This is a genomic window from Tistrella sp. (genome assembly GCF_002684955.1).
Lineage (GTDB): Bacteria > Pseudomonadota > Alphaproteobacteria > Tistrellales > Tistrellaceae > Tistrella > Tistrella mobilis.
Genome location: NZ_NYWI01000014.1, coordinates 41,064 through 64,266, shown reverse-complemented (window position 1 = coordinate 64,266; position 23,203 = coordinate 41,064). Strand labels below are relative to the sequence as shown.

Below are 23,203 nucleotides of genomic sequence, written 5' to 3'. Positions count from 1 at the left end.
CATGGCCGGCGATACCCTCACCCGGATCTGCGCCGACAAGCGCGACCACATCGCCCGCAAGAAGGCCGGGACGCCGCTTGCGGCACTTGAGGCCCGGCTCGGCGAAGCCTCGGCGCCGCGCGGCTTTCGCAAGGCTCTGGCCACCAGAACGGTGCAGGGCCTTCCGGCCCTGATCGCCGAGGTCAAGAAGGCCTCGCCCTCCAAGGGGCTGATCCGCGCCGATTTCGACCCCGCGTCGCTTGCCCGCGCCTATGCCGCGGCGGGGGCGGCCTGCCTGTCGGTGCTGACCGACACGCCCTATTTCCAGGGTGAGGATGCCTATCTGGTCGCGGCGCGTGGCGCGGTCGATCTGCCGGTGCTGCGCAAGGATTTCATGCTCGACCCCTATCAGGTGGTGGAGGCGCGGGCGCTCGGTGCCGACTGCATCCTGCTGATCATGGCGGCACTTGACGATGGTCAGGCGGCAGAGCTTGAAGCAGCGGCGTTCGAGCTTGGCATGGATGTGCTGATCGAGGTTCACGATCGCCCGGAACTCGATCGTGCCCTTCGACTGAAGAGCCCGCTTCTCGGCATCAATAACCGTAATCTCAAGACCCTGGTGGTCGATCTTCAGACATCGATCGAGCTTGCGGCCGCGGTGCCCGCCGATCGGGAACTGGTCTGCGAAAGCGGGCTCGACGGCCCCGAGGCGCTCACGCGGATGATGGGGCATGGCATGTTCCGCTTCCTGGTCGGCGAAAGCCTGATGCGACAGAACGACGTCGAGGTGGCGACCCGCCATCTGCTGTCGGCGCGGGCGCCGGCTGCTGCGGAGTGACGGCGATGACATCCGGCCTCACCCATTTCGACGAGAGCGGTGCCGCGGTCATGGTCGACGTATCGGCCAAGGATGTGACCGAGCGCGTGGCCGTGGCCGAAGCGCGGGTGCGCATGGCACCGGAGACGCTGGCCGTGGTGAAGCGGGGGGATGCGAAGAAGGGCGACGTCATCGCCATCGCCCGCCTTGCGGGCATCATGGGTGCCAAGCGCACCGCCGACCTGATCCCTCTTTGCCATCCGCTGCCGCTGCAGTCGGTGACGCTCGACCTGGAGGCGGATGACGCCCTGCCCGGTCTGGTCATCCGTGCCACCGCCAAGGTCACGGCGCGCACCGGCGTCGAGATGGAAGCCCTGACCGCCGCAAGTGTCGCAAGCCTCACGGTCTACGATATGCTGAAGGCGATCGATCGCGGCATGACCATCGAAGCCGTCCGCCTGATCGAAAAGCGTGGCGGCCGGTCGGGGCACTGGCAGGCGGCCACTTCGGACGACGCCGGCTGATCGACACGCCCCTCTTCACGCACCGGGAGCCCGACATCATGCTCACCGTCGACGACGCCCGCGCCCGCATCCTTGCAGACGCAACGCCGCTCGGCGCCGAAACGGTGCCGCTGGGGCTCGCCCGTGGCCGGGTGCTCGCACGCGATGTCACCGCCCGTCGTACCCAGCCGCCGCAGGCCATGTCGGCGATGGATGGGTGGGCGCTGCGCAGTGCTGATCTTGGCCATGGGCACCGAACCTTCCGGGTCATCGGCGAAGCCCGCGCGGGCGAGGGCTTCGGCGGCGATGTCGGACCCGGCGAGGCGGTCCGGATCTTCACCGGCGCACCGGTTCCTCCGGGGGCCGATCTGGTGGTGATCCAGGAGGATACCAGGGTGACCGGCCATCACGACAGCGGCGCCCCTGCTGCCGTCGAGATAACCGGGGAGCGTGCGGACGCGGAGGCCGGGGACAATATCCGGCCGGCCGGCATCGACTTCCAGACCGGTGCCGTGGGTCTTCAGGCCGGCAGAGGACTGGAAGCACGGGCGATCGCCCTTGCCGCCGCCATGGGGCATCCCTGGCTGCCTGTGCACAGGCGTCCGCGCGTGGCGATCCTTGCCACCGGCGACGAACTGGCCCGGCCGGGGGAGCCGCTCGGGCCCGATGCGATCGTCGACGCCGTCAGCCCCTGCCTCACCGCACTTTTTGCCGATGCCGGCGCCGATGTCGTCGATCTGGGCATCGCCCCTGACGCGCGCGACCGGATCGATGCCCAGATCGCCACCGCGCGGGGCGCCGATCTTCTGGTCACCATCGGCGGCGCGTCGGTGGGTGATCACGACCTCGTTCAGGCTGCGCTGCTGGCTGCGGGGGCAGAGATCGACTTCTGGAAGATCGCCATGCGTCCGGGCAAGCCGTTGATGTACGGACGACTGGGCGGCATGCCGGTGCTGGGCCTGCCGGGCAATCCCGTTTCGGCCTATGTCTGCAGCCTGCTCTTCGCCCTGCCGCTCATCGACCGGCTGTCGGGGCGCCAGCCACGCGATGCCGCCTCGGAACGGCTGCCCCTGGCGGCGCCGGTTGCAGCCAATGCCATGCGTCAACACTATATGCGGGCACGGCTTCTGCGTGATGGCGATGGCGCTGAAACGGTGCTGCCGGTTCGTGATCAGGACAGCTCGCTTCTGTCGGCACTGGCCGATGCAGATGCCCTGATTCTCCGCCGCCCCCATGCCCCCGCGGCCGAACCCGGAGAGCTCGTCGACATTCTCCGTCTCGACCGGCTCGACTGATCTGAGGATTCACACCTCCTGCTGGAATAGCCTTCATTTACAAACTCTCATATGTTGCATTTTCGCGAACAGGTGCGAACAAGACTGAAACGAACAGACGACAAGCGTCTTGACGCGTGGCGATGACAGGCGTAGCCTGAAATTGATGTTGCGCCTTTGTTCTGTGCGACAACAGTCTCGTTCAAGCAGTCTGCGGTTCAAAGACCGGTCGGGGCCGGTTTTTGCTGCGCGATAACCGGGAGGCGCGGGTGCTCACACGCAAGCAGCACGAATTGCTGCGGTTCATCCTGGACCGGGTGCGGGCCACGGGGGTGGCGCCGTCTTTCGAAGAGATGAAGGACGCGCTCGACCTTAAGTCCAAGTCAGGCATCCATCGCCTTATCCTTGGGCTTGAAGAGCGCGGGTTCATCCGCAGGCTGGCCCATCGTGCCCGGGCGATCGAAGTCATCCGCCTGCCGGATGGCGGGGCGTTCCAGATGCCGGGGCAGAGCCAGGGCGACAGCCCCTCTACGGCACCGGCCAGTCTGGCCTCGGCCAATCCCTTCGTCCCCCCACCCGTGGCGCCGCGCGGGCCGCGTCTGGTTGAAATCGGCACCGGGCGGGCGCCCGTCGCCGCGCAGGACCCTCAGCTTCAGCCCCAGCGCTTTCGCAGCCTGACCCGACCGCCGTTGAATGCGCCGCCGCGCACCGGTCGTTCGGACGACAACGGCAATGTGGTGCTGCCGCTTTACGGCAAGATCGCCGCCGGTACCCCCATTGAGGCGCTGTCCGACGGGGACCGGACCGTCGAGGTGCCGGCGACCATGATTCCGGCCGGATCTGAGTATTTTGCGCTCGAGGTCGAAGGCGATTCGATGATCGAAGCCGGTATTATGAACGGCGACACCGTCATCATCCGCCGCACCGATACCGCCGACAACGGTACCATCGTCGTCGCGCTGATCGATGGCGGCGAGGCAACGCTGAAGCGTCTGCGCCGACGGGGTCAGTCGGTGGCGCTGGAGCCCGCGAACCAGCACTACGAAACCCGAATCTACCGACCGGACCAGGTGAAAGTGCAGGGGCAACTGATCGCCCTCTTCCGCCGCTACGCCTGATCGCGTTCCGAACCTGGGAAAACCGCCGCCCGCACCTCTGCGGGCGGCGGTTTCCTGTCGGAAGAAGCATCCGGGAGCAGATGCTCACCGTGTCCAGGGCCGGTCTCCGCGCGGCCCCACAACCCCCTCGATCACCGGTCCTGCCTCGTCGAGACGGACCGTCACGGCGGCACCACCGAAGTTGCGGCCCGTACGTTCAATCAGCGTGGTCGCAGCGCAACCATCCGGTCGCCTGATATAGGGGGCATCGCGACGGGGATCGGCCCCGGCGAGCACGAGGTCGGCATGGGCGCAGGCTTCTGCCAGACGTTCGCGTCCACGGACCAGGACGATACGAAGCCCCGCGCGTTCAAGCCGGCACAGATCCCCACCGTCACATGCAACGGCTTCGGTCATGTCGCGGATTGTGAGCGTCCCCAGCTTTTCCGCCCACTGATCCAGCACGAAGCGGTCGCGTTCCGGTGTCATCGCGTAAAGAGCACCGTCCGGCCCGCGCAGCGCCATGCTCCGCCCATCCCCGGACAGGAACAGGTCCGGCAGCACCGGCCGGGCCGCCAGCAGCATTCCGAGCGCAATGGCCACCAACCCCGCCCAGCGCCAGGCCCGTCGCCAGATCACCAGCCACAGCCCGCCGAAGGTCATCAACAACAGGGCCGTCACGCCGAACCCTGCGACCGGCACCACCGCCCCCGGCCAGCCGGCAACGGTGGTCGCGGTTGCGATCACCAGCTCCATGCCCCGTGCTGCGAGCGCAAAGCAGATGCCGGCCGCGCTTTCCGAAACGAGACTGAGCAGGCTTCCGGTCAATGCGACAGGCATGATCCAGAAGCCGGTGACGGGCACGGCAACCAGGTTCGAAACCAACCCATAGCCGCTCGCCCGCCCGAAGGCATAGGCGGCGTAAGGCGCTGTCGCAGCGCCGGCGATCATCGATGTCGCGAGCAGGCCGAAGATCCATGTTGCCGCCCGCATGGGCAGACCGCGCCTCGTGCCGGCGTCGAGACCGGCAAGGCGCCGGATGGTCGGGCTTTCATAGAGTGCGATCAGAGCAATGACCGCCGCAAAACTCATCTGGAAGCTGGGACCGGTCAGGGCCGCCGGCTGCAGCACCAGCACGACGATCGCCGAACTCGCCACCAGCGGCAGCGACAGCACCGGCCGGTCGGTCAGGATGGCGAGCAGGCCCAGCGCGGTCATCACGAAGGCGCGTTGCGTGGGCACCGCAAAGCCGCCGACGGCGAGATAGGCGGCCGCCCCAAGCAGGGCCGCCACGGCGGCAATCTTCCGTCCCGGCCAGCGATCCGAAATGCGGGGCAGGAAGGCCATGACCAGCCGGACGGCGCCGAAGATCAGCCCCGCGACCATCGTCATATGCAGGCCGGAAATCGAGATCAGATGGGCGAGGCCGCTGTCGCGCATCGCTGCTTCCGCCTCATCGCCGATCGCCCCTCTCAGCCCCGTCACCATGGCCGAGAGCACTGCACCGCCCTCGCCAGGTGCCGCCCCACGTATGACGGCATCCAGATCGAGGCGCAGCCGCTCCACGGCTTCGCGCGCCGTCTGCAGGATTTCCGACGGCTCCGGGGCCGGCACGATATCAGGTTGCGCATAGGCAAAACCAATGCCGCCAAGCCGCTGAAAAAAAGCGCTTCGGGCAAAGTCATGACCGCCGGGCACCACGGGCAGCGAGGGGGGTGACAGGCTGGCGCGCAGCCGGACCCCATCCCCCGGACGGGGCACGGGTCCCTGCCGGACGGTGATCCGGACCCGTGCCGGCAGATCTTCTGCCGCAACGCGGTCGATCGCCGTCGGAACGATCAGAAGCCGCCCGCCACCGCGACCATCGGGCTCCACCGCCAGCACACGGCCGGTCACCTCCCCCTGAACCGGGCGCATCAGCATCGGGGCATCGACCAGTCGCGTTCCCGTGACCGCCGACCAGAACCCCGCCGCCGTCCAGGCACAGGCAAAGAGCGCCAGAGCGACCCAGGGCAGTCGTGACCGGAGCGCGATGCCGAGGCCGAGCGCGCCGAGCGTGAGCACCGCCCCCAGCCAGACGGGCGGTTCCGTCGCGAGGCCGAAATAGCCTCCGCAGCCGATTGCGAAGAAGACCGCACTCCACAGCCGCCATCGATCCTGCTCGGCGATGAAGGCACGAAGGATCGGCCCACCGAGGCTGCGACGGCGGCGGTCTGCAACCGGCTCCTCCCCGATCTCGTCCACCAGGCTCATGCCATCCCCGCTATCTGCTGCCGAAGACGCCAAGCCCGGGGCTGCACCCGCGGATTTTTCGTGCTAATCAGAGGGCCACTCGCCGTGCCCGCCGCGGCGCCCATTCGAAAGCCGTGTTCCATGACCGTCGTCACCCGATTCGCCCCCTCGCCCACCGGCTTCCTCCATATCGGCGGCGCACGCACCGCGCTGTTCAATTGGCTGTATGCGCGTCATACCGGCGGACAATTTCTACTCCGGATCGAGGATACCGATCGACAGCGTTCGACCAAAGAGGCGATCGACGCGATCCTTGATGGTCTGAAGTGGCTGGGCCTCGATTGGGATGCCCCGGAGACCTATCAGTTCGCGCGCGCCGAGCGTCACGCCGAGGTTGCCCGCGACATGCTGACGCGCGGCCGTGCCTATCACTGCTGGTGCATGCCCGAAGAACTGGAAGCCCAGCGCGCCGAACAGCGTGCGGCCGGCAAGCCGGTGCGCTATGACGGCCGCTGCCGCCACCGCGACCCGGCGACCGTTCCGGCCGGCGTGAAGCCGGTGGTGCGCCTGCTTGCGCCGTCGGAAGGCGAGACCGTGGTCGACGATCAGGTGCAGGGCACGGTCCGGTTCTCGAACGATCAGCTCGACGATCTGGTACTGCTGCGCGGCGACGGTACCCCCACCTACATGCTGGCGGTGGTGGTCGACGATCACGACATGGGCATCACCCATGTGATCCGCGGCGACGACCACCTGACCAATACCGCACGCCAGAGCCTGATCTATCAGGCGAATGACTGGCCGACGCCGACCTTCGCCCATATCCCGCTGATCCACGGCCCGGACGGCGCCAAACTGTCCAAGCGCCACGGCGCGCTGGGGGTCGATGCCTATCGCGACATGGGCCTGCTGCCCGAGGCGGTCCGGAACTACCTGCTGCGTCTGGGCTGGTCGCATGGCGATGACGAGATCATCTCCGACGCTCAGGCAATCGAATGGTTCGACCTGCCGGCGATCGGCCGGAGTGCCGCGCGTTTCGACATGGCCCGGCTGACCAACCTGAACTACCACTACCTGCGCACTGCCGAGGATGCCCGCCTCGTCGACCTGGTCGTGCCGTTCATCGAAGCGAGCACGGGCAAAACCGTGGACGGAACCGGTCGCGCCCGCCTGCTTGCCGGTATGGCAGGGCTGAAAGAGCGCGCGAAGACCTTGATTGAACTGGCTGAGTCTGCAGCCTTTTACACGGTGGAGCCGCCGTTCAGCTTCACGGACAAGGCCGCCAAGATCCTCGATAGCGGCGGTCGCGACCTGCTGACGGCGCTGAAGCCCAAGCTCGAAGCAGCCACCGCCTGGGAAGATGCGGTTCTCGAGGACATCGCCCGCGCCCATGCCGAAGAGACCGGCCTGAAGCTGGGAGCGGTCGCCCAGCCGCTCCGGGCGGCCCTGACCGGCACCACCGTCTCGCCCCCGATCTTCGAGGTACTGCGCGTGCTTGGCCGCGAGGACGCCATGAAGCGGATCGACGCCGCGCTCTGATCGCATATCAGCGGTCAATGCGGACCGGCCATCCCCTCGGGATGGCCGGTTTTTTTGTCGGCATGACCATCCGATGCCGCGGCTTGCCCTGGGGCCAGGTCCGTGACAGGTTCGACATATCCAGGCGGCACGAGAAGGATGCGACGAAGATGCAGGCTGCGGATGCCATCTGGACCAGTGCGGAGGAACTCTGGCGCTGGCAGACGGAACTGGATGCGCTTGGCCCCCGCCTGCCGGGAAGTACCGCGCATGAAGCCTTCAGCGACCAGATCGCAGATCGGTTGCAAGGCTTTGGTTTCATTGTCGAAAGCGATGTCCATGTCTTCGATCTCTGGCAGCCCGAGAACTGGCGCCTCGATCTGCCGGATGGCGGCACTATTCCCTGCAGCGTCTTCCCCTATTCGGGGGAAACGCCCGATGGCGGAGTGACGGCACGCCTGGTCCGTTGCCGCAGCCGGCGGGACCTCGCCAGAGCCCGTGGCGCCATTGCGCTGGTTGAGGTCGACATGCCGGCCGTCCCGGCCCGGCTGCTGTTCCGCCGGCGCATGTCTGTTCCGGCTGATCTCCGCCTCCCCGGCCGGATCCGCAATGCGGTCATCGCCTCCGTGCTGAAGGCGCCGGACCTGCGCCGGGCTGCAGCACAGGGCGTGCTGGGTGTGGTCTGCGTCTGGAAGGGCATGTCGGCAGAGAATGCCCGCGACCAGTACCTGCCCTTCACCACCCCGTATCAGGGCTGCCCTGCCGTCTGGGCCGATGTCGAGGCCCGCGACCGCCTGATCGCCCATGCCGACGCCGGCGGCATGGTCACGCTCACCCTCAGGGCCGAGCGCCGCCCGGCGACCTCACGAACGCTCTGGACCGTGATTGAGGGCCGCGAGGCGGGGCAGACGGTCGTGATCAACACCCATACCGATGGCCCGAATGCCTGCGAAGAGAACGGCCCGATCGGCCTGATCGCCCTTGCGCGGTATTTCCGCAGCCGCCCGCATCCCCCGCGGCGGAGCATGGTCTTCGTCTTCACGACCGGCCACTTCCAGATCCCCCAATTCGGCATCGGCCATCGGCAGGCCACCTCACGCTGGCTCGAAGACCACCGTGACTGGTGGGATGGTGCCGAGGGTCATCGGAAGGCCGTTGCCGGCATCACACTGGAACATCTGGGCTGTATGGACTGGCAGGACGGTCCGGAGGGCTTTGCGCCGAGCGGCGAGATAGCACCCGAACTGGTCTATGCCGGCAATACTCAGATGGCCCGGCTCTACCAGGATTGCCTGTCCGGCCGCACGAGAACCAGATCCATCATTCTGCGGCCGCACAACCGGCAGCATTTCGGCGAGGGACAGCCCCTGTTTCAGGTCGGCATCCCGGCCCTCGCCCTGATCCCCGCCCCCGACTATCTCTGCCGCACCGGCGATGTTCTGCCGCAACTGGACGCGGGGCTGATGCTGGAGCAGCTCAGCACTTTCCGGGAGGTTCTCGATCGCCTCGATCAGCTCGATGACCCGGCGCCGGTCCAGTCCCCGTCCTGGGGGTTATAAAACGCCTCTTTTAAACGAGAGACTTAGTTGAATATATTCATGCGCTTTCGAGCCGTCGTGAGGCAAGGTCGAGCACGACCCGCGCTGCCCGAGCGCTGGGCCGCGCCGGATCGTCGGCGGGCCCCCGCAACCGGCTGAGCGCTTCCGCAAGATCCGCACGCTGGGCATCGCGCAGGTCTGCACGCTCGATCAGCGGGGTCAGGGTCCGGACCATGTCGTCGGGTGTCGCCTTGTCCTGGATAAGTTCGGGGACGATCTCGCGATCCATGACCAGATTGACCAGGCTGACATGGCGCACCGTCACCAGCCGCCGGGCAATGCTGTAGGTCAGCGGGTTGATCCGGTAGACCACCACCATGGGCACCGACTGTCGCGCCAGCTCCAGGGTAACCGTGCCCGATGCGGCAAGGGCCAGATCACCGGCCGCAAAGGCGTCGCGGCGCTCGACCGCGGTCGCCACCACCACGGCCGGCTGCGGCAGGGCCCAGCCCGCGGCAATGGCGCGAACCCGATCCGCCTCCGCCCGGATTGCCGGCACCACCACACGCAGCTTCGGATGCCGCTGCGCCAGCCTGGCCAGAGCTTCCCCCATCAGCGGCGCCAGCCGGGCGATTTCGCCCTTGCGGCTGCCTGGGAGGGCCAGCACCACCAGATCGTCGGGCGTCATGCCGTGTGCGGCCCGGAACCCGGCTCCGTCGCCGACATCGACGGCATCCTCGACCGCAGGATGGCCGACGAAAGTGCAGGGCAGACCGACCCGGGTGAACCAGGGCGGCTCGAAAGGCAGCAGGGCCAGCAGATGATCGAAGATGGCCGCAAACTTTTCCGCCCGCTTCGGCCGCCAGGCCCAGACGGTGGGCGCCACATAATGGACCAGCGTCAGCCCCAGTGGCTTCAGACGCGTCGCCAGCCGGCGGTTAAAACCGGGGCTGTCGATGGTCACCACAACATCGGGTCGTGCTGTTACAATGGCTTCTGCCGTCTGGTTCAGACGCCACCGCAACGATCGGACATGTGGCAGAACCTCCAGCAGGCCAAACAGGCTGAGTTCTTCCATCGGGAAGAGACTTTGAAAACCTTCCGCCGCCATGGCTTCGCCACCGACACCCATCAGCCGGACCCGGCCACCGGTCATCTCGCGCAGCGCCCGGATCAGCCGGGCGCCGATCAGATCGCCCGAGGCTTCGCCGGCAACAAGAGCGATGAGCGGCCCTTCGGTCGCAGTCACGACATTTCCCCCGTGACGAACAGGCCCGCGCCGTCCGCGGCCGCAATGATCGCCGGACGGTCGAGCACCAGAACCCGCCCCGCCCCAAGCGCCAGACCGGCAAATCCGGCCGTCCGAAGCTGATCGATGGTGTCGGTTCCGATGGTCGGCCAGTCGACCCGGCGTTCCTGGTCGGGTTTGGCCGTTTTCACCAGAACCGGCCGCGCCCCCGGACGCGCCAGTGCGCCGCACCGGGCGATGAGGGCCTCTGTTCCTTCGATGGCTTCGACGCCCAGCACGACCCCCTGCTGAACCACGACCGCTTGACCGATGTCGAGACGCCCAAGTGCCTGTACCACCTCAAGGCCCCGGCGGATGTCCAGCCGCGCCTGATCATCCGGCGCATGCCGCCCCCAGAGGCCGGGCGGCGCATCGAGGCCGCCTGCAATCTGGTCGGCGCCGACCACCCGGAAGCCTTCGGATTCCAGGTCGGCCACCACGGCCTTCAGCAGGGCGTCATCCCCCTGCCCGATCCGCGTCGCCACCCGTGCCAACAGCCTGGCGCCTCTGGCATCGGGCATCACGGTCGCGAAGGACGGCCGCTTCACGCCGCCGGCCATCACGAGGTCGCGCACGCCCGCAGCCTTGAGCGCCGCAATGATCCGTCCGGCGGCACCGATCCGGATCTGGGCGTGCGGCACGTCTGCAAAGCGTGCCGGATCTCCGGCGCCTTCCAGCACGACCACAAAGACGTCGCGGCCGGCATCGCGGGCAGCCTGCACCACCAGTTCGGGCAGGCGTCCGGCGCCGGCGATAACGCCGAGCGTGGCCTCGCTGGTCACGATGCGTCGCCCGCTCCGCCCTTTACCCGCGGGCGGGTCAGGGCCCGGTCAGCCTCGGCCTTCACAAAGTCGATCAGCGGGCGCACGGCCTCCACTTCACCGAATTCCGCCTCGACAGCAGCCAGACGTTCAGCCTGGGTGCCGCCATCGGCCAGGAACAACCGGCGATAGGCTGCGCGCACCGCATGCATGTCCTCGCGGCTGAAACCGCGCCGCTTCATGCCGACGATGTTGAGGCCGGCCAGATGGGCACGCTCACCGGTCACCGTCCCATAGGGGATGACATCGGCTTCCACACCCGACATACCGCCGATCATCGCATGGGCGCCGATCCGCACCCACTGATGCACCGCCGACAGACCGCCGATGATCGCGTGATCCTCGACCCGGACATGACCGCCGAGCGTCGCATTGTTGACCAGCAGGCAGTGATTGCCGACATGGCAGTCATGGGCGACATGGGCCCCCACCATCAGCAGCACGTTGTTGCCGATGGAGGTCAGCATGCCGCCGCCCTCGGTACCGGGATTGACGGTCACATGCTCGCGGGCGACGACGTCGTCGCCGATTTCGATCCGGCTCTCTTCCCCCCGATATTTCAGGTCCTGGGGCTGGTGGCCGATGACCGCGAAAGGAAAGGCCTGAAAGCGGGCCCCGATGCGTGTGTTGCCCGTGACGACGACATGGCTGTGGAGCACGGATTGGGGACCGATCTCCACCCGCGGGCCGATGACGCAGAACGGACCGATGCGGCTGCCGGCGCCGATGCGGGCGCCTTCCTCGACAACCGCACTCGGATGGATCTGGATGGCCTCGGTCATGGTTTCATCCGTCACGCGCGGTCGACGATCATGGCGGCGAAGGTGGCCTGGGCCACCACCTTGTCGTCGACGGTCACCTTCGACTCAAATTTCCACACCGCACCGCGGCTCTGCTTCTTCTCGACATTCACACGCATGACGTCGCCAGGCTTGACCGGCCGGCGGAAGCGCGCTTCGTCGATCGACATGAAGTAAACCAGCTTGCCTTCGCTGTCAGGGCCGAGGGTACGGACCACGAGCACGGCCGCCGTCTGCGCCATGCTTTCGATGATCATCACGCCCGGCATGATCGGCGCGCCGGGGAAGTGACCCTGAAACTGGTATTCGTTCATCGAGACACATTTGATGCCGACCGCGCCCACGTTCGGCTTTACGTCGACCACCTTGTCGATCAGCAGGAACGGATAGCGGTGCGGAATCATCTCCATGACCCGCTCGATCTCAATCACCTCGGACTGTTCTGCAGAAGGCACGGTGGTTTCGCTCATCTCGATGGATATCCCCTGAAAAGTCGCCCTCGCGGATTGTTTCCCGCTGTCGGGCTGCCCGATGTCATTTCTGCTCCCGGTCGCGCCGCCGGATCAGCTTCGCCAGCGTCACACTCTGACGATGCCAGTCGCGCACCGGGACCGCCGGATAGCCGCCCCACACCGCCCCGGCCGGCACGTCGGTGATGACCCCTGACTTCGCCGCCAGCTGGGCGCCGGCGCCGATGTTGAGATGGCCGGCGATGCCGACCTGGCCACCGGCCACCACGAAATCGCCCAGCACGGTAGAGCCGGAAATGCCCACCTGCGCCACGATCACGCAACCACGACCAAGGCGGACGTTGTGGCCCAGCGTCACCAGATTGTCGATCATGCAGCCGTCGCCGATGATCGTGTCGGGTCCGGCGCCACGGTCGATGGTCGAATTCGCACCGATCTCCACGTCATTACCGATCACCACCCGGCCGACCTGGGGAATACGGACATGACCGACGGCCGGATCGCTGGCAAAGCCGAAACCGTCCTGGCCGATCCGCACACCGGTATAGACGTAGACCCGATCCCCCAGAATGGCGAAGCCGACATAGGCGCCGGCGCCGATCACACAATTGCGACCGATCACCGTGTTCCGATCGATGACGGCATTGGCCTGGATGATGCTGCCGTCGCCGATCCGGGCACCGGTCATCACCACCGCACCGGGGCCGAGCTCGACGCCGCTTCCCAGTTCTACGCCATCTTCAACCACCGCGCGAGGATGAACTCCCGGGCTGGCGGGGCGCGGTGGATGAAACCGCCGGGAAACCCGTGCGAAGGCCATATAAGGCGCCGGTGACACCAGCAGGGGCAGATGGGCGGGCGCACGCTCGGCATCGGCCGGCGACAGGATGCACAGCCCCGCCCGACATTCGGCCAGCCTGGGCAGATAGGACCGGTTGTTCAGGAAGGTGACGTCGGCGGGGCCGGCAGCATCGATCGGCGCGACGGCGCTGAGCAGGCCCGCAGGCGCCGGACCGGCCAGAGCTGCGTTCGCCGCCTCGGCCAGCTCCTGCGCCGTAAACGGCCCGGCAACCTCGAAGAACCGTGGATCAGCCATGGCTTTTCCCATCCCTCCTGTTGGAGACGGCACCGTGACGTTCCCGCCACGGTGCCGCTTCCGATCGTCTGATCATGTCCGCAGGTCCCGAACGGAACCCGCAAAGACCGATCACTTCTTGGGTGCCTGGGCCTTGGGCAGATCCAGTTTCGGCACGCTCTTGTTCATGCGCTGGATGATCTCGTCGGTCACATCCAGGCTGTTGTCCACCAGAATGGTGGTCTGGCGCGGCAGGACCAGTGTATAGCCCCGCTCCTCGGCCAGATTGGCAAGCACCTGCAGGAAGGCCTGATCGATGGCCATCTGCGCACGCGCGCTGGTCTCGTCGAATGACCGGCGGCGCTCGGCAACCGCCTTCTGCATCTCACCGTATTTGCGTTCGAACTCCTCGCGACGCTTCTGGAAGGCCTCGGGCGACAGCAGGCTGCGCTGCTTCTGGAGGTCCTCCTGCTCCTTGCGCAGGGCCTCCTCGTCCTTGGCGATACCATCGCGGAAGCCGGCGCGCACCTTGCCGAGCTGCTCCTGCAGGCTCTTGGCGGCGCTGGTCTCCTCCATCACCTTCTGCACGTCCACGACGGCAACGCTCAACGGCTTCTGCTGAGCGGCGGCCGGGCCGGCAGCCAAAAGGGAGGCGGAGGTGAGGGCGAGCCCGGCGGCGAGCGCGACACCACGCAGGCGCTGGCCGATCTTGGAAGTCATGGGTTCAGAACCTCGTTCCGAAGCTGAAGCGGAAAACCTCGGTATCATCGAAGCTTTCCTTGAGAACCGCCTGGGCAGCGTCCAGGCGGATGGGACCGAAGGGCGAGATCCAGGTCAAACCTACGCCGACAGAAGCACGGATGGAGCTGACATCTCTGATCTCAGGGCCGCTGTCATCGAGCTGGGTAACGCTACCAAAATCGCTGAACACGCGGCCGCGAACGTCATAATCATCGGGCAATCCGAGGGGGAAGCCGACTTCAACCGTGCCCGAATAGAGGAAATTGCCACCAAGCGCGTCACCCGCGTCCACGTCGCGCGGGCCGACGCCCGCGGTGGCAAAACCGCGCAGACTGTCACCCCCCAGGAAAAAGCGATCATTGATGGGAATGTCTTCACCCAGGCCGAGAATATAGCCGACCTGACCGCTTACCAGTCCTACCACATCATCGGTGATCGGGTAGTACCAGGCCGCATCCACACGATGACGTGCATACTTTGCGTCGCCACCCAGGCCTGCCAGGTCCTGTGTCAAGCGCAGCAGATAGCCGTCCCGCGGATCCACCTTACTATCTCGCTTGTCGTAGGTGAACGTCTGACTGACGATGGAACTGAGACGCTGACCTTCCTGCTCGCGAATATAGCGGGACGCGTCCTCGTTGACGTCCGTCACTTCGTCATTGCGCAGTGTATACTTCAGGCCGTGCCGCAAGCTCGGCGTCAGCCAATAGTCCGCCCGCAGGGCACCACCGGTGGTCTTCTGCACATAGCCGGACTCGTCTTCACGGTCGATCTCGCGGCGGAAGACGTCGAAGCCGGCGGCAACGTCGCGATTCAGGAAATAGGGTTCGGTGAAGCTGAGATCGATCAGCTGCTTGTTGCCCGAAATCGTGAAGCCCAGCCGCAGATCCTGGCCCCGGCCCAGCAGGTTGCGTTCGCGGATGCCCACGTCGCCCAAGGGGCCAGAGCCCGTCGAGTAACCCACGCCGAACGAGATTTCACCGGTGGACTTCTCTTCGACATCGACCTTGACCACGGTCTTATCGGGGTCACTGCCAGGCTCGGTGGTCACCTCGACCTTGTCGAAATAATCGAGATTGCGGACGCGGTCCCGCGAGGTGCGGATACGCTCGGCATTGAAGGGGTCGCCTTCCGCCACGCGGAATTCACGGCGAATAACCTCGTCGAGCGTGCGCGCGTTGCCGTTCACCTCGATGCGCTCGATGAAGTTGCGCGGTCCCTCATCGATATTATAGGTGATGTTGATGACGTGCGTTTCCCGATCCTTGGTCACCGAGGGCTGGACCCGCACGAACGGGTAGCCGCGATTGGTAACCTCGGTCGTCAGCGCCTCAACGGTACGATCGACCTTCGTCGCGTCGTACCAATCGTCGCTTTCGGTCTCGACCACATCCTCGAGCGTGGCGGTATCCAGCCCCGGCAGGGTGGTCTGCACGTCGACCTTGCCCAGCTTGTAACGCTCGCCCTCTTCCACCACGAAGGTGACATAGAACTCTTCGCCCTCGGGCGCCAGTTCCGCCACGGCCGACTGCACGACGAAATCGGCGTAACCGTTCTTCAGATAGAACCGGCGCAGCAGCTCGCGATCGTAATTCAGACGGTCCGGGTCGTAGGTGTCGTTCGAGGTGAAGAAGTTATACCAGCGTGCCTCGGTGGTCAGCACCACATCGCGAAGCGCGCTGTCGCTGAACCGGTCATTGCCGGTGAAGCTGATCTTGCGCACCTCGGTCCGCGGACCTTCTTCGATCTCGAAGATCAGGTCGACACGGTTCTGATCGAGCTGAATGATCTTGGGATCGATCCGGGCGGCATAGCGGCCGTTGCGCCGATAGACCTCCTGCAGACGCTCGACATCCTGGGCGACCCGGGTGCGGGTGTAGACGGTACGCGGACGCAGCAGCACCTCCTTCTCGAGGTCGCTGTCTTCCAGGCGCCGGTTGCCCTCGAAGTCGATCCGGTTGATGACCGGGTTCTCGACCACGTCCACCACCAGCGTATTGCCTTCGACACGCAGCGCGACGTCGGCAAACAGACCTGTGCCGTAGAGGGTCTTGAGACTCTCGTCAATCAGGGACGGATCGGCCGGATCCCCCTGCCGCAAGGACAGGTAGGACCGGATGGTCTCCGCCTCGATGCGCTGATTGCCGTTCACCTGGATACGGTCGATCCGGGCCGCCTGGGCGGCCGGTGGCGCCACGGGCGCCTGAGCATGCGCGATTGCCGTGCTGGCGAGCATCGTCGCCGTCATGGTCATGGCCAGCCAAGAACGCGGCACGCGGGGCCTCCCACCTCAAGCCAGACGTCGGCCGGGCGATCACGCCCGGCCGACCTCAAAAATTCATGCGACCCGTCGGACCTTTCCCACCGGGTCCCCTCCCCTGCTGCATCGCGATGCGTCAGGTGAAGAGGCCTGCAAGATAGTCGACAACCCGGAGCCTGACGAGATCATTCCAGGTCGCTACGATCATCAACGTCAATACCAAGACCAGCCCGAAGCGGAAACCATATTCTTGCGCCCGCTGGCTCAGCGGACGACCTCGCGCCGCCTCGGCTGCATAGAATGCCAGATGTCCGCCGTCGAGCAAGGGGACCGGCAAAAGATTGATCAGGCCGAGATTGATCGACAGCATCGCCGTAAACCAGATGACGGTGGCCACACTCATGCGCACCACCTCACCCGACATCTGAGCGATGCCAATAACGCCAGCCAGTTCTTCCGTGCCTCTGGTTCCCGCGATCATTTCCCCGACAGCCCCGAAGGTCATCGCGACGATCGATACCGTCTCGCGCACGGCACCGGTGACTGCCTCCACCGGGCCCTGCCGGACCCATTCGGTGCCCGATGCCGAAATGCCGATCCGCGGCATCTGGTGCGTGTTGCCGAAACGGTCGTCGACCGACACCATCTCAGGCGTCAGTGACATGGAAATGACACGGCCGTCGCGATCGACCTCCAGCGTCACCGGCTTGCCATTGCCGGCGACCACTGCGGTCTGCAGATCCTCGAACCGGGCGACCGGCCGGCCATCGACGCCGGTCACCCGGTCGCCGGGCTCCAGCCCGGCCGCAGCCGCCGGGCTATTCTCCAGAACATTCCCGATGACCGCCGGTGTCGTCTGTTGCCCCCAGATCATGTAGAGCGCAGCCAGAGCCACGATCGCATAAATGAAGTTGAACACCGGTCCGGCCGCGACGATGGCGGCACGCGCCTTCACCGGGCGTCCGTGGAAGGACACCTTGCCGGTCGCAGGATCATCTGCGGCACTGCCACCCGCGCTGGTGGCATCGGCGTCGCCATACATCTTCACATAACCGCCGAGCGGCAGAAGCGAGACCTTCCAGCGGGTTCCGGATTTCGCCGTCCAACCGAAGATCTCGGGGCCAAACCCGATTGAGAAGGTCTCGACGGTTACCCCACAGCGCCGCGCCACCCAGTAGTGGCCGTATTCGTGCACGAAGACGACGATGCCGAGCACGACGGCGAAGCCGATCGGGTAGCTCAGCGATTGGATAAGTTGGTCCATCTGCAGCGTGAGATCCCGCTTGAAGTGCAACGGCGCATCCGCCGACGCAAAGGGTCGTCCGATAGGTGGGCGTGGCCGTTCAACGGTCGTCCACAAGTGCCGTGGCCCGACGCCGGGCCGCGGCGTCGAGTGCGATCACCTCGTCGATCGACCCGGGGGCCCCACGAGGCTCCGTGTCCAGCGTATCGGCCACCACACCGGCGATGTCGAGGAAGCCGATCCGTCGGGCAAGGAAGGCCGCCACAGCCACCTCGTTCGCGGCATTGAGGATTGTGGCGGCGCCGTCCCCGCATTTCAAGGCGTCGCGGGCGAGCGCCAGACAGGGGAAACGCGTCACATCCGGCGCTTCGAACGAGAGCGTTGCGATCCGCGCCAGATCAAGCCTGTCGCTCGGCGCCGGCCGCCGGTCGGGCCAGGCCAGCGTCCAGGCGATGGGGGTGCGCATGTCCGGCGCCCCCAGATGGGCCAGGACCGATCCGTCGGCATACTGGACCAGTCCGTGAATGATCGATTGCGGATGGACCAGCACGTCGAGACGGTCGAGGCCCACCGGAAACAGATGATGCGCCTCGATCAGTTCCAGCCCCTTGTTCATCATTGAGGCGCTGTCGACCGAGATCTTCGCCCCCATCGACTAGTTGGGATGGGCGACCGCCTGCTCCGGCGTCACCTGGCGCATCTGATCGAGGGTAAAGCTCCGGAACGGACCACCCGAGGCGGTCAGAATGACCTTCTCGACCACATGCAGGCGCTCGGGCTCCAGGATCTGGGCGATGGCGTTGTGCTCGCTGTCGGCCGGCAGCAGGCGGGCGCCATGGCGTTCCACTTCAGCGGTGAACAGATCGCCGGCGCAGACCAGGCATTCCTTGTTGGCAAGTGCGACGAGCGCACCGCGACGCACGGCCGCCAGCGTCGGCGCCAGCCCGGCGGAGCCCACGATCGCCGCCATCACCCAGTCCGCCGGGCGCTGTGCCGCCTCGATCAAAGCATCGGGACCGGCCGCTGCCTCAATTCCGGTGCCGGCAAGGCGCGCCTTCAGATCGGCATAGCGCGCCGGATCGGCTGTCACTGCCAGCCGCGCCCTCAGCTGAACGGCATCGCGCGCCAGCTGCTCCACATTGCCGTTGGCGGTCAACGCCTCGACCGGATAGCGCTCGGGATCACGGGCGATCAGATCGATGGTCTGACGACCGACGGACCCGGTCGCCCCGAGGATCGAAACCCGCCGCTGCATTCCGGATGCAGCAGATACGGAGGAAGACTGCGCAGGTGACTGTAAGGGTTGGGTCATAATCCCTCGGCAAACAGGCCGCCGGTCACCATCAGCATGAGTGCCAGCGCCGGGGCGGCGAACAACAGGCCGTCGAGCCGGTCGAGCAGGCCACCATGGCCCGGCAGCAGCCGGCCGCTGTCCTTCACGCCGAAATGGCGCTTCACGCCGCTTTCGACAAGGTCGCCGATCTGTTCGACGACCGCAAGCGCCGCCCCGGCAGCACCAATGGCCACGAGGTCCTGGGGCAGGCGCACACCGGCGATGACGGCAACCAGAACGGAAATGACAAACGCGGAAAACATGCCGCCGAACAGACCGGCCCAGGTCTTGTTCGGGCTGATGCGCGGGGCAAGTCTGAACCCGCCGATGGCCCGGCCAAAGACGAACGCGCCGATATCCGTGGCCCAGACCACGAGCATCAGCCAGAAGGTCCATTCCAGTCCGAGCGGCTGGGATCTCAGCCAGATCAGCGCCAGAACCGGCAGGCCGACATAGACCACACCCGCCGCCAGCCAGCGCCGCCGCGCACCTTCGATCTTCAGGAAGGCTGCGGCGAGCGCCGCAACCGCAACCATCAGCAAAGCGGCCTCGTAGCGCCCGGTCCCGGCAATCCAGGCAGCGCCACCGAGGACGGCGCCGAGACCCAGCCCGACCGCCATCCAGGTGATGCCGGTCAGATCGACCAGCCGGCGCCATTCATTCAGCAGAAGCACCGACAGCAGGCCGGCAAAGAGATGAAAGACATCGCCGCCCAGATAGATCAGGGCCAGCACCGGCGGGCCAAGCACCAGCGTCGTCAGCAGACGCAGCTCCAGCGTCCGGCGCCGCTCGGCACGGGCGTCCGGGGACGCCGCCTCCCCACCTCCTGACGAGGGTCGGGGCCCGCTAGACGGCGCCATAGCGACGTTCGCGGCGTTTGTATTCGGCGAGCGCCGCATCAAGCGCTGCCGCATCGAAATCCGGCCACAATGTCGGAACGAAGATCATCTCCGCATAGGCCAGCTGCCAGAGCAGAAAATTGCTGATCCTCTGCTCGCCGCTGGTCCGGATGATCAGATCCGGGTCCGGCAGATCGTGGGTCTGAAGACGGGCTCCGAAAGACTCTTCGTCCAACCCGTCCAGATCCACCCGGCCGGCAAGAGCGTCGGCCGCAAGCTCCCGCGCCGCCGCCAGGATCTCAGCCCGCCCGCCATAGCTGATCGCGATGGTCAGGACCATTCCGGTACAATGCCGGGTCCGTTCCACAGACCGATGGAGAAGATCGCGCATGTCCGAAGACAGTCGCGAACGGTCGCCAATGAAGTTGAGGCGGACATTCCGATCGATCAGCAGTTTGACTTCCCGGTCCAGATAAAACCGCAGCAACCCCATGAGGTCACGAACCTCGTCGAGCGGGCGCTTCCAGTTTTCGGACGAGAAGGCGAACAGGGTGAGATAACCGATCCCGTGCTCCACGGCGCGATCGATCACCTTACGGACCGATTCGGCCCCGCGATAATGACCGACGGTGCGCGGCAGGCCGCGGGCTTTTGCCCAGCGGCCATTGCCGTCCATGATGATCGCGACGTGGCGCAAGGGGGGATCTGAGACCAGCGCCATGGGGCTCGGCTCCATCCTGAGGGGACGCGCTCCGGACTCAGACCTGCATGATCTCCTTTTCCTTCGCCGCCACCAGATCGTCGATCTGCTTGATGCGTTCATCGGTCACGGTCTGAACGCGATCCGAGGCGCCACGCAACTCGTCCTGGCTGATCTCGCTGTCCTTCTCAAGCTTCTTGAGCTTGTCGAGGCCATCACGGCGAACATTGCGCACCGAGATACGGGCCTGCTCGCCGTAACGCGAGGCGACCTTGCCCATCTCGCGGCGACGCTCTTCGGTCAGCTCCGGAATCGGCACCCGGATCACGGCGCCCTCGCCGATCGGGTTGAGACCCAGGCCGCTGTCGCGAATCGCCCGCTCGACCGCCTTGGCAAGGCTCTGATCCCAGACCTGGACCGACAGCATGCGCGGCTCGGGAACGCTGATGGTCGCGACCTGGGAGACCGTCATCTCGGAGCCATAGGCGTCGACACGCACCGGCTCGAGCAGATTGGCCGAGGCGCGGCCGGTGCGCAGACCCGCCAGCTCATGCTTCAGGGCGTCGACCGCGCCGTCCATGCGGCGGCGGACGTCCTTGATGATGTCATCCTTGGACACGGTTCAGGCCTCGTTGGTAATGATGGTGAAAAGTCCCCGACCGAGCATCACTTCGGCAAAGCCGCCGGCGTGATGCAGGTTGAAAACCACGATCGGGATGTTGTTGTCGCGGGCCAGCGTGATGGCGGAAGCATCCATCACCTTCAGGTCACGCGAAAGAACCTCCAGATAGCCGAGGCTGTCATAGCGTTCGGCGCGCGGGTCCTTCTTAGGGTCGGCAGTATAGACACCGTCGACCTGGGTGCCCTTCAGCAGCGCATCGCACCCCATCTCCACGGCGCGCAGCGCAGCTGCGGTGTCGGTGGTGAAGAAGGGGTTGCCGGTACCGGCAGCGAAGATCACCACCCGGCCCTTCTCCATATGCCGCACGGCGCGGCGCCGGATATAGGGCTCGCAGATGCTCGACATCGGGATGGCCGACTGCACCCGGGTCGCAACGCCGATCCGCTCCAGCGCGCTCTGCATCGCCAGCGCGTTCATGACCGTCGCCAGCATGCCCATGTAATCTGCGGTGGCCCGCTCCATGCCGGTCGCGGCACCGGAAATGCCACGGAAGATGTTACCGCCGCCGATCACCAGGCAGACCTGCACGCCCATGGACTGCACGGACCGGATCTCGCCGGCGACGCGCTCCACCATATCGACGTCCAGACCGTACTGGCGATTGCCCATCAACGCTTCGCCCGAGACCTTCAGCAGGACCCGGCGGAACCGCGGGGTGGAGAACGACATGGATTGTCTCCTGTTCGACGACGCTGTTCGGCCCGGAAGGGAGGTGACCGGATCCGGCGTGGTTACGTCGGCGCAGGCCGGACGGATGCGGACACGGTATGACAGCCGCGGCAGCGACGCCGGGCACGGGCCGTGTAACGTATAGCCGCGCACGCGGGCCAAGGCAACCGCCGCAACGGGCCGTGCGGTGACGGCGATGGAAACAAAAAAGGGGCGCCCCGCGGAGCGCCCCTCTTTCGTATCCGCAGATCAGCAGGGGATCAGGCGCCCAGCGCCTTCTCCACCTCGGCCGCGAAGTCTTCCTGCTTCTTCTCGACGCCCTCGCCGAGCTCGAAGCGGGCGAAGGCCTTCAGGGTCACCGGCGCACCGACCGTCCCCTTGGCATTCTCCACGACCTTGCGGATCTTGGTCTCGCCGTCGATCACGAAGATCTGCTCAAGCAGGCAGACCTGCTCGTAGTACTTGCGGATCCGGCCTTCGACCATCTTTTCGATGATGCTCTCGGGCTTGCCGCTCTCGCGCGCCTGCTCGATGAGCACCGCGCGCTCGCGGTCGAGCGACTCGGCCGACACGTCGGCGACATCGAGCGCCTCGGGACGGGCCGCCGCGGCATGCATGGCGATCTGACGGCCGAGTTCGGCCAGCTTCGCCTTGTCACCGGTCGACTCGAGCGCGACCAGCACGCCGATCTTGCCAAGGCCTTCGGCGACCTGGTTGTGAACATAAGCGGCGATCACGCCATCGGTCACCTCGAGCACGGCCGCGCGACGCAGGGCCATGTTCTCGCCGATGGTGGCGATCAGATCGGTCAGCTTCGCCTCGACGGTGCCGCCGTCGGGATAGGCCGCCGCCTTCAGCGCCTCGATGTCGGCGCCGGCCTCAAGGGTGACACCCGCGACCTTGGCGACATAGTCCTGGAACTTCTCGTTGCGGGCCACGAAGTCGGTCTCGGAGTTCACCTCGACCACCGCGGCGCGCAGGCCGTCGACCTTCACACCGACCAGGCCCTCGGAGGCCACGCGGCTCGCCTTCTTGGCCGCCTGCGACAGGCCCTTGGTGCGCAGCCAGTCGATGGCCGCATCCAGGTCGCCGTCGTTCTCGGTCAGCGCCTTCTTGCAGTCCATCATGCCCGCGCCGGTCTTCTCGCGGAGCTCCTTGACCAGGGCAGCAGTGATCTGAGCCATGATTCCACCTCGTGTGAGTTCTGTTGCGAACGCAGTCGCCTGACGGCGCATCGCGTCACGGAAATCCTGCGGGTCCGGGTTCGCATATCCTGCGGCTAAGGGGCCGCATGCGCCCTGCCCGTCTTGGGTTCTGTCGTCGA

The 23,203-nt window shown here is 66.1% G+C and carries 20 protein-coding genes and 1 pseudogene; 6 read left to right on the top strand and 15 right to left on the bottom strand.

Features of this window, described 5'->3' with window-relative positions:
* Position 1: 1 nt before the first annotated feature.
* The 4 genes from trpC (at position 2) to lexA (ending at position 3,691) form a co-directional block, all read left to right on the top strand.
* The gene (gene trpC, locus CMO28_RS03620) at positions 2-817 is read left to right on the top strand and encodes an indole-3-glycerol phosphate synthase TrpC (RefSeq protein ID WP_296709729.1); all 816 of its coding nucleotides are present in this window, start codon (positions 2-4) and stop codon (positions 815-817) included.
* A gap of 5 nt (positions 818-822) precedes the next feature.
* Positions 823-1,320 (top strand): cyclic pyranopterin monophosphate synthase MoaC, encoded by a 498-nt coding sequence (gene moaC, locus CMO28_RS03615; protein ID WP_296709726.1) that lies wholly within the window; start codon positions 823-825, stop codon positions 1,318-1,320.
* Positions 1,321-1,358: 38 nt separating this feature from the next.
* Complete coding sequence (glp, locus tag CMO28_RS03610) at positions 1,359-2,594, top strand: gephyrin-like molybdotransferase Glp (RefSeq protein ID WP_296709724.1); 1,236 nt, start codon at positions 1,359-1,361, stop codon at positions 2,592-2,594.
* 248 nt (positions 2,595-2,842) lie between these two features.
* Positions 2,843-3,691 carry a transcriptional repressor LexA gene (gene lexA / locus CMO28_RS03605; RefSeq protein WP_296709866.1) on the top strand — a complete coding sequence of 283 codons (849 nt, stop codon included), beginning with the start codon at positions 2,843-2,845 and terminating at the stop codon, positions 3,689-3,691.
* A gap of 84 nt (positions 3,692-3,775) precedes the next feature.
* On the opposite strand, the gene CMO28_RS03600 is transcribed toward lexA, so the two are convergent.
* Positions 3,776-5,923, bottom strand: coding sequence for a ComEC/Rec2 family competence protein (locus tag CMO28_RS03600; RefSeq protein ID WP_296709722.1), 2,148 nt, complete (start codon positions 5,921-5,923; stop codon positions 3,776-3,778).
* A 120-nt stretch (positions 5,924-6,043) separates the two neighbouring features.
* Between CMO28_RS03600 and gltX the strand changes: the two genes are divergently transcribed.
* Positions 6,044-7,441, top strand: a complete 1,398-nt coding sequence (gene gltX / locus CMO28_RS03595; protein ID WP_296709719.1) for a glutamate--tRNA ligase — start codon at positions 6,044-6,046, stop codon at positions 7,439-7,441.
* Between the two features lie 149 nt (positions 7,442-7,590).
* Complete coding sequence (locus CMO28_RS03590) at positions 7,591-8,979, top strand: hypothetical protein (RefSeq protein WP_296709716.1); 1,389 nt, start codon at positions 7,591-7,593, stop codon at positions 8,977-8,979.
* 37 nt (positions 8,980-9,016) lie between these two features.
* On the opposite strand, the gene lpxB is transcribed toward CMO28_RS03590, so the two are convergent.
* The 14 genes and pseudogenes from lpxB to tsf form a co-directional block, all read right to left on the bottom strand.
* Positions 9,017-10,207, bottom strand: coding sequence for a lipid-A-disaccharide synthase (gene lpxB, locus CMO28_RS03585; RefSeq protein ID WP_296709714.1), 1,191 nt, complete (start codon positions 10,205-10,207; stop codon positions 9,017-9,019).
* Entirely contained in the window at positions 10,204-11,028 is an 825-nt protein-coding gene (locus CMO28_RS03580) for an LpxI family protein (protein WP_296709711.1), read from the bottom strand. Before CMO28_RS03580 ends, lpxB begins: the two co-directional genes overlap by 4 nt.
* Complete coding sequence (gene lpxA, locus CMO28_RS03575; RefSeq protein WP_296709708.1) at positions 11,025-11,849, bottom strand: acyl-ACP--UDP-N-acetylglucosamine O-acyltransferase; 825 nt, start codon at positions 11,847-11,849, stop codon at positions 11,025-11,027. Before lpxA ends, CMO28_RS03580 begins: the two co-directional genes overlap by 4 nt.
* Before the next feature lie 11 nt (positions 11,850-11,860).
* Positions 11,861-12,337, bottom strand: a complete 477-nt coding sequence (fabZ, locus tag CMO28_RS03570; protein WP_014745288.1) for a 3-hydroxyacyl-ACP dehydratase FabZ — start codon at positions 12,335-12,337, stop codon at positions 11,861-11,863.
* Positions 12,338-12,401: 64 nt separating this feature from the next.
* Positions 12,402-13,433: a UDP-3-O-(3-hydroxymyristoyl)glucosamine N-acyltransferase gene (gene lpxD / locus CMO28_RS03565; protein ID WP_296709704.1), complete on the bottom strand. Its 1,032-nt coding sequence runs from the start codon at positions 13,431-13,433 to the stop codon at positions 12,402-12,404.
* 111 nt (positions 13,434-13,544) lie between these two features.
* Positions 13,545-14,132 carry an OmpH family outer membrane protein gene (locus CMO28_RS03560; RefSeq protein WP_296709702.1) on the bottom strand — a complete coding sequence of 196 codons (588 nt, stop codon included), beginning with the start codon at positions 14,130-14,132 and terminating at the stop codon, positions 13,545-13,547.
* A 4-nt stretch (positions 14,133-14,136) separates the two neighbouring features.
* The gene (bamA, locus tag CMO28_RS03555) at positions 14,137-16,428 is read right to left on the bottom strand and encodes an outer membrane protein assembly factor BamA (RefSeq protein WP_296709700.1); all 2,292 of its coding nucleotides are present in this window, start codon (positions 16,426-16,428) and stop codon (positions 14,137-14,139) included.
* Positions 16,429-16,549: 121 nt separating this feature from the next.
* Positions 16,550-17,677, bottom strand: coding sequence for an RIP metalloprotease RseP (gene rseP, locus CMO28_RS03550; RefSeq protein WP_296709697.1), 1,128 nt, complete (start codon positions 17,675-17,677; stop codon positions 16,550-16,552).
* 79 nt (positions 17,678-17,756) lie between these two features.
* Positions 17,757-18,911 (bottom strand): annotated as a pseudogene (locus CMO28_RS29870) (1-deoxy-D-xylulose-5-phosphate reductoisomerase).
* 53 nt (positions 18,912-18,964) lie between these two features.
* Positions 18,965-19,849 (bottom strand): phosphatidate cytidylyltransferase, encoded by an 885-nt coding sequence (locus tag CMO28_RS03540; protein ID WP_269451115.1) that lies wholly within the window; start codon positions 19,847-19,849, stop codon positions 18,965-18,967.
* A complete protein-coding gene (locus tag CMO28_RS03535) occupies positions 19,836-20,549 on the bottom strand; it encodes an isoprenyl transferase (RefSeq protein ID WP_296709686.1) in 714 nt (237 codons plus the stop codon). Before CMO28_RS03535 ends, CMO28_RS03540 begins: the two co-directional genes overlap by 14 nt.
* Positions 20,550-20,586: 37 nt before the next feature.
* A complete protein-coding gene (gene frr, locus CMO28_RS03530; protein ID WP_228382309.1) occupies positions 20,587-21,108 on the bottom strand; it encodes a ribosome recycling factor in 522 nt (173 codons plus the stop codon).
* Positions 21,109-21,150: 42 nt separating this feature from the next.
* Complete coding sequence (gene pyrH, locus CMO28_RS03525) at positions 21,151-21,879, bottom strand: UMP kinase (RefSeq protein ID WP_014745297.1); 729 nt, start codon at positions 21,877-21,879, stop codon at positions 21,151-21,153.
* Between the two features lie 260 nt (positions 21,880-22,139).
* Complete coding sequence (gene tsf, locus CMO28_RS03520; RefSeq protein ID WP_014745298.1) at positions 22,140-23,063, bottom strand: translation elongation factor Ts; 924 nt, start codon at positions 23,061-23,063, stop codon at positions 22,140-22,142.
* Positions 23,064-23,203 lie beyond the last annotated feature (140 nt).

Bases quoted from the DNA above. Each gene is read 5' to 3' on its own strand.
- glp (WP_296709724.1), top strand. From the start codon at position 1,359: ATGCTCACCGTCGACGACGCCCGCGCCCGCATCCTTGCAGACGCAACG.
- tsf (WP_014745298.1), bottom strand. From the start codon at position 23,063: ATGGCTCAGATCACTGCTGCCCTGGTCAAGGAGCTCCGCGAGAAGACC.
- CMO28_RS03535 (WP_296709686.1), bottom strand. From the start codon at position 20,549: ATGGCGCTGGTCTCAGATCCCCCCTTGCGCCACGTCGCGATCATCATG.
- lpxD (WP_296709704.1), bottom strand. From the start codon at position 13,433: ATGGCTGATCCACGGTTCTTCGAGGTTGCCGGGCCGTTTACGGCGCAG.
- fabZ (WP_014745288.1), bottom strand. From the start codon at position 12,337: ATGAGCGAAACCACCGTGCCTTCTGCAGAACAGTCCGAGGTGATTGAG.
- lpxA (WP_296709708.1), bottom strand. From the start codon at position 11,849: ATGACCGAGGCCATCCAGATCCATCCGAGTGCGGTTGTCGAGGAAGGC.
- CMO28_RS03590 (WP_296709716.1), top strand. From the start codon at position 7,591: ATGCAGGCTGCGGATGCCATCTGGACCAGTGCGGAGGAACTCTGGCGC.
- moaC (WP_296709726.1), top strand. From the start codon at position 823: ATGACATCCGGCCTCACCCATTTCGACGAGAGCGGTGCCGCGGTCATG.
- CMO28_RS03600 (WP_296709722.1), bottom strand. From the start codon at position 5,923: ATGAGCCTGGTGGACGAGATCGGGGAGGAGCCGGTTGCAGACCGCCGC.
- rseP (WP_296709697.1), bottom strand. From the start codon at position 17,677: ATGGACCAACTTATCCAATCGCTGAGCTACCCGATCGGCTTCGCCGTC.
- CMO28_RS03560 (WP_296709702.1), bottom strand. From the start codon at position 14,132: ATGACTTCCAAGATCGGCCAGCGCCTGCGTGGTGTCGCGCTCGCCGCC.
- CMO28_RS03540 (WP_269451115.1), bottom strand. From the start codon at position 19,849: ATGGCGCCGTCTAGCGGGCCCCGACCCTCGTCAGGAGGTGGGGAGGCG.
- pyrH (WP_014745297.1), bottom strand. From the start codon at position 21,879: ATGTCGTTCTCCACCCCGCGGTTCCGCCGGGTCCTGCTGAAGGTCTCG.
- trpC (WP_296709729.1), top strand. From the start codon at position 2: ATGGCCGGCGATACCCTCACCCGGATCTGCGCCGACAAGCGCGACCAC.
- gltX (WP_296709719.1), top strand. From the start codon at position 6,044: ATGACCGTCGTCACCCGATTCGCCCCCTCGCCCACCGGCTTCCTCCAT.
- frr (WP_228382309.1), bottom strand. From the start codon at position 21,108: ATGGACGGCGCGGTCGACGCCCTGAAGCATGAGCTGGCGGGTCTGCGC.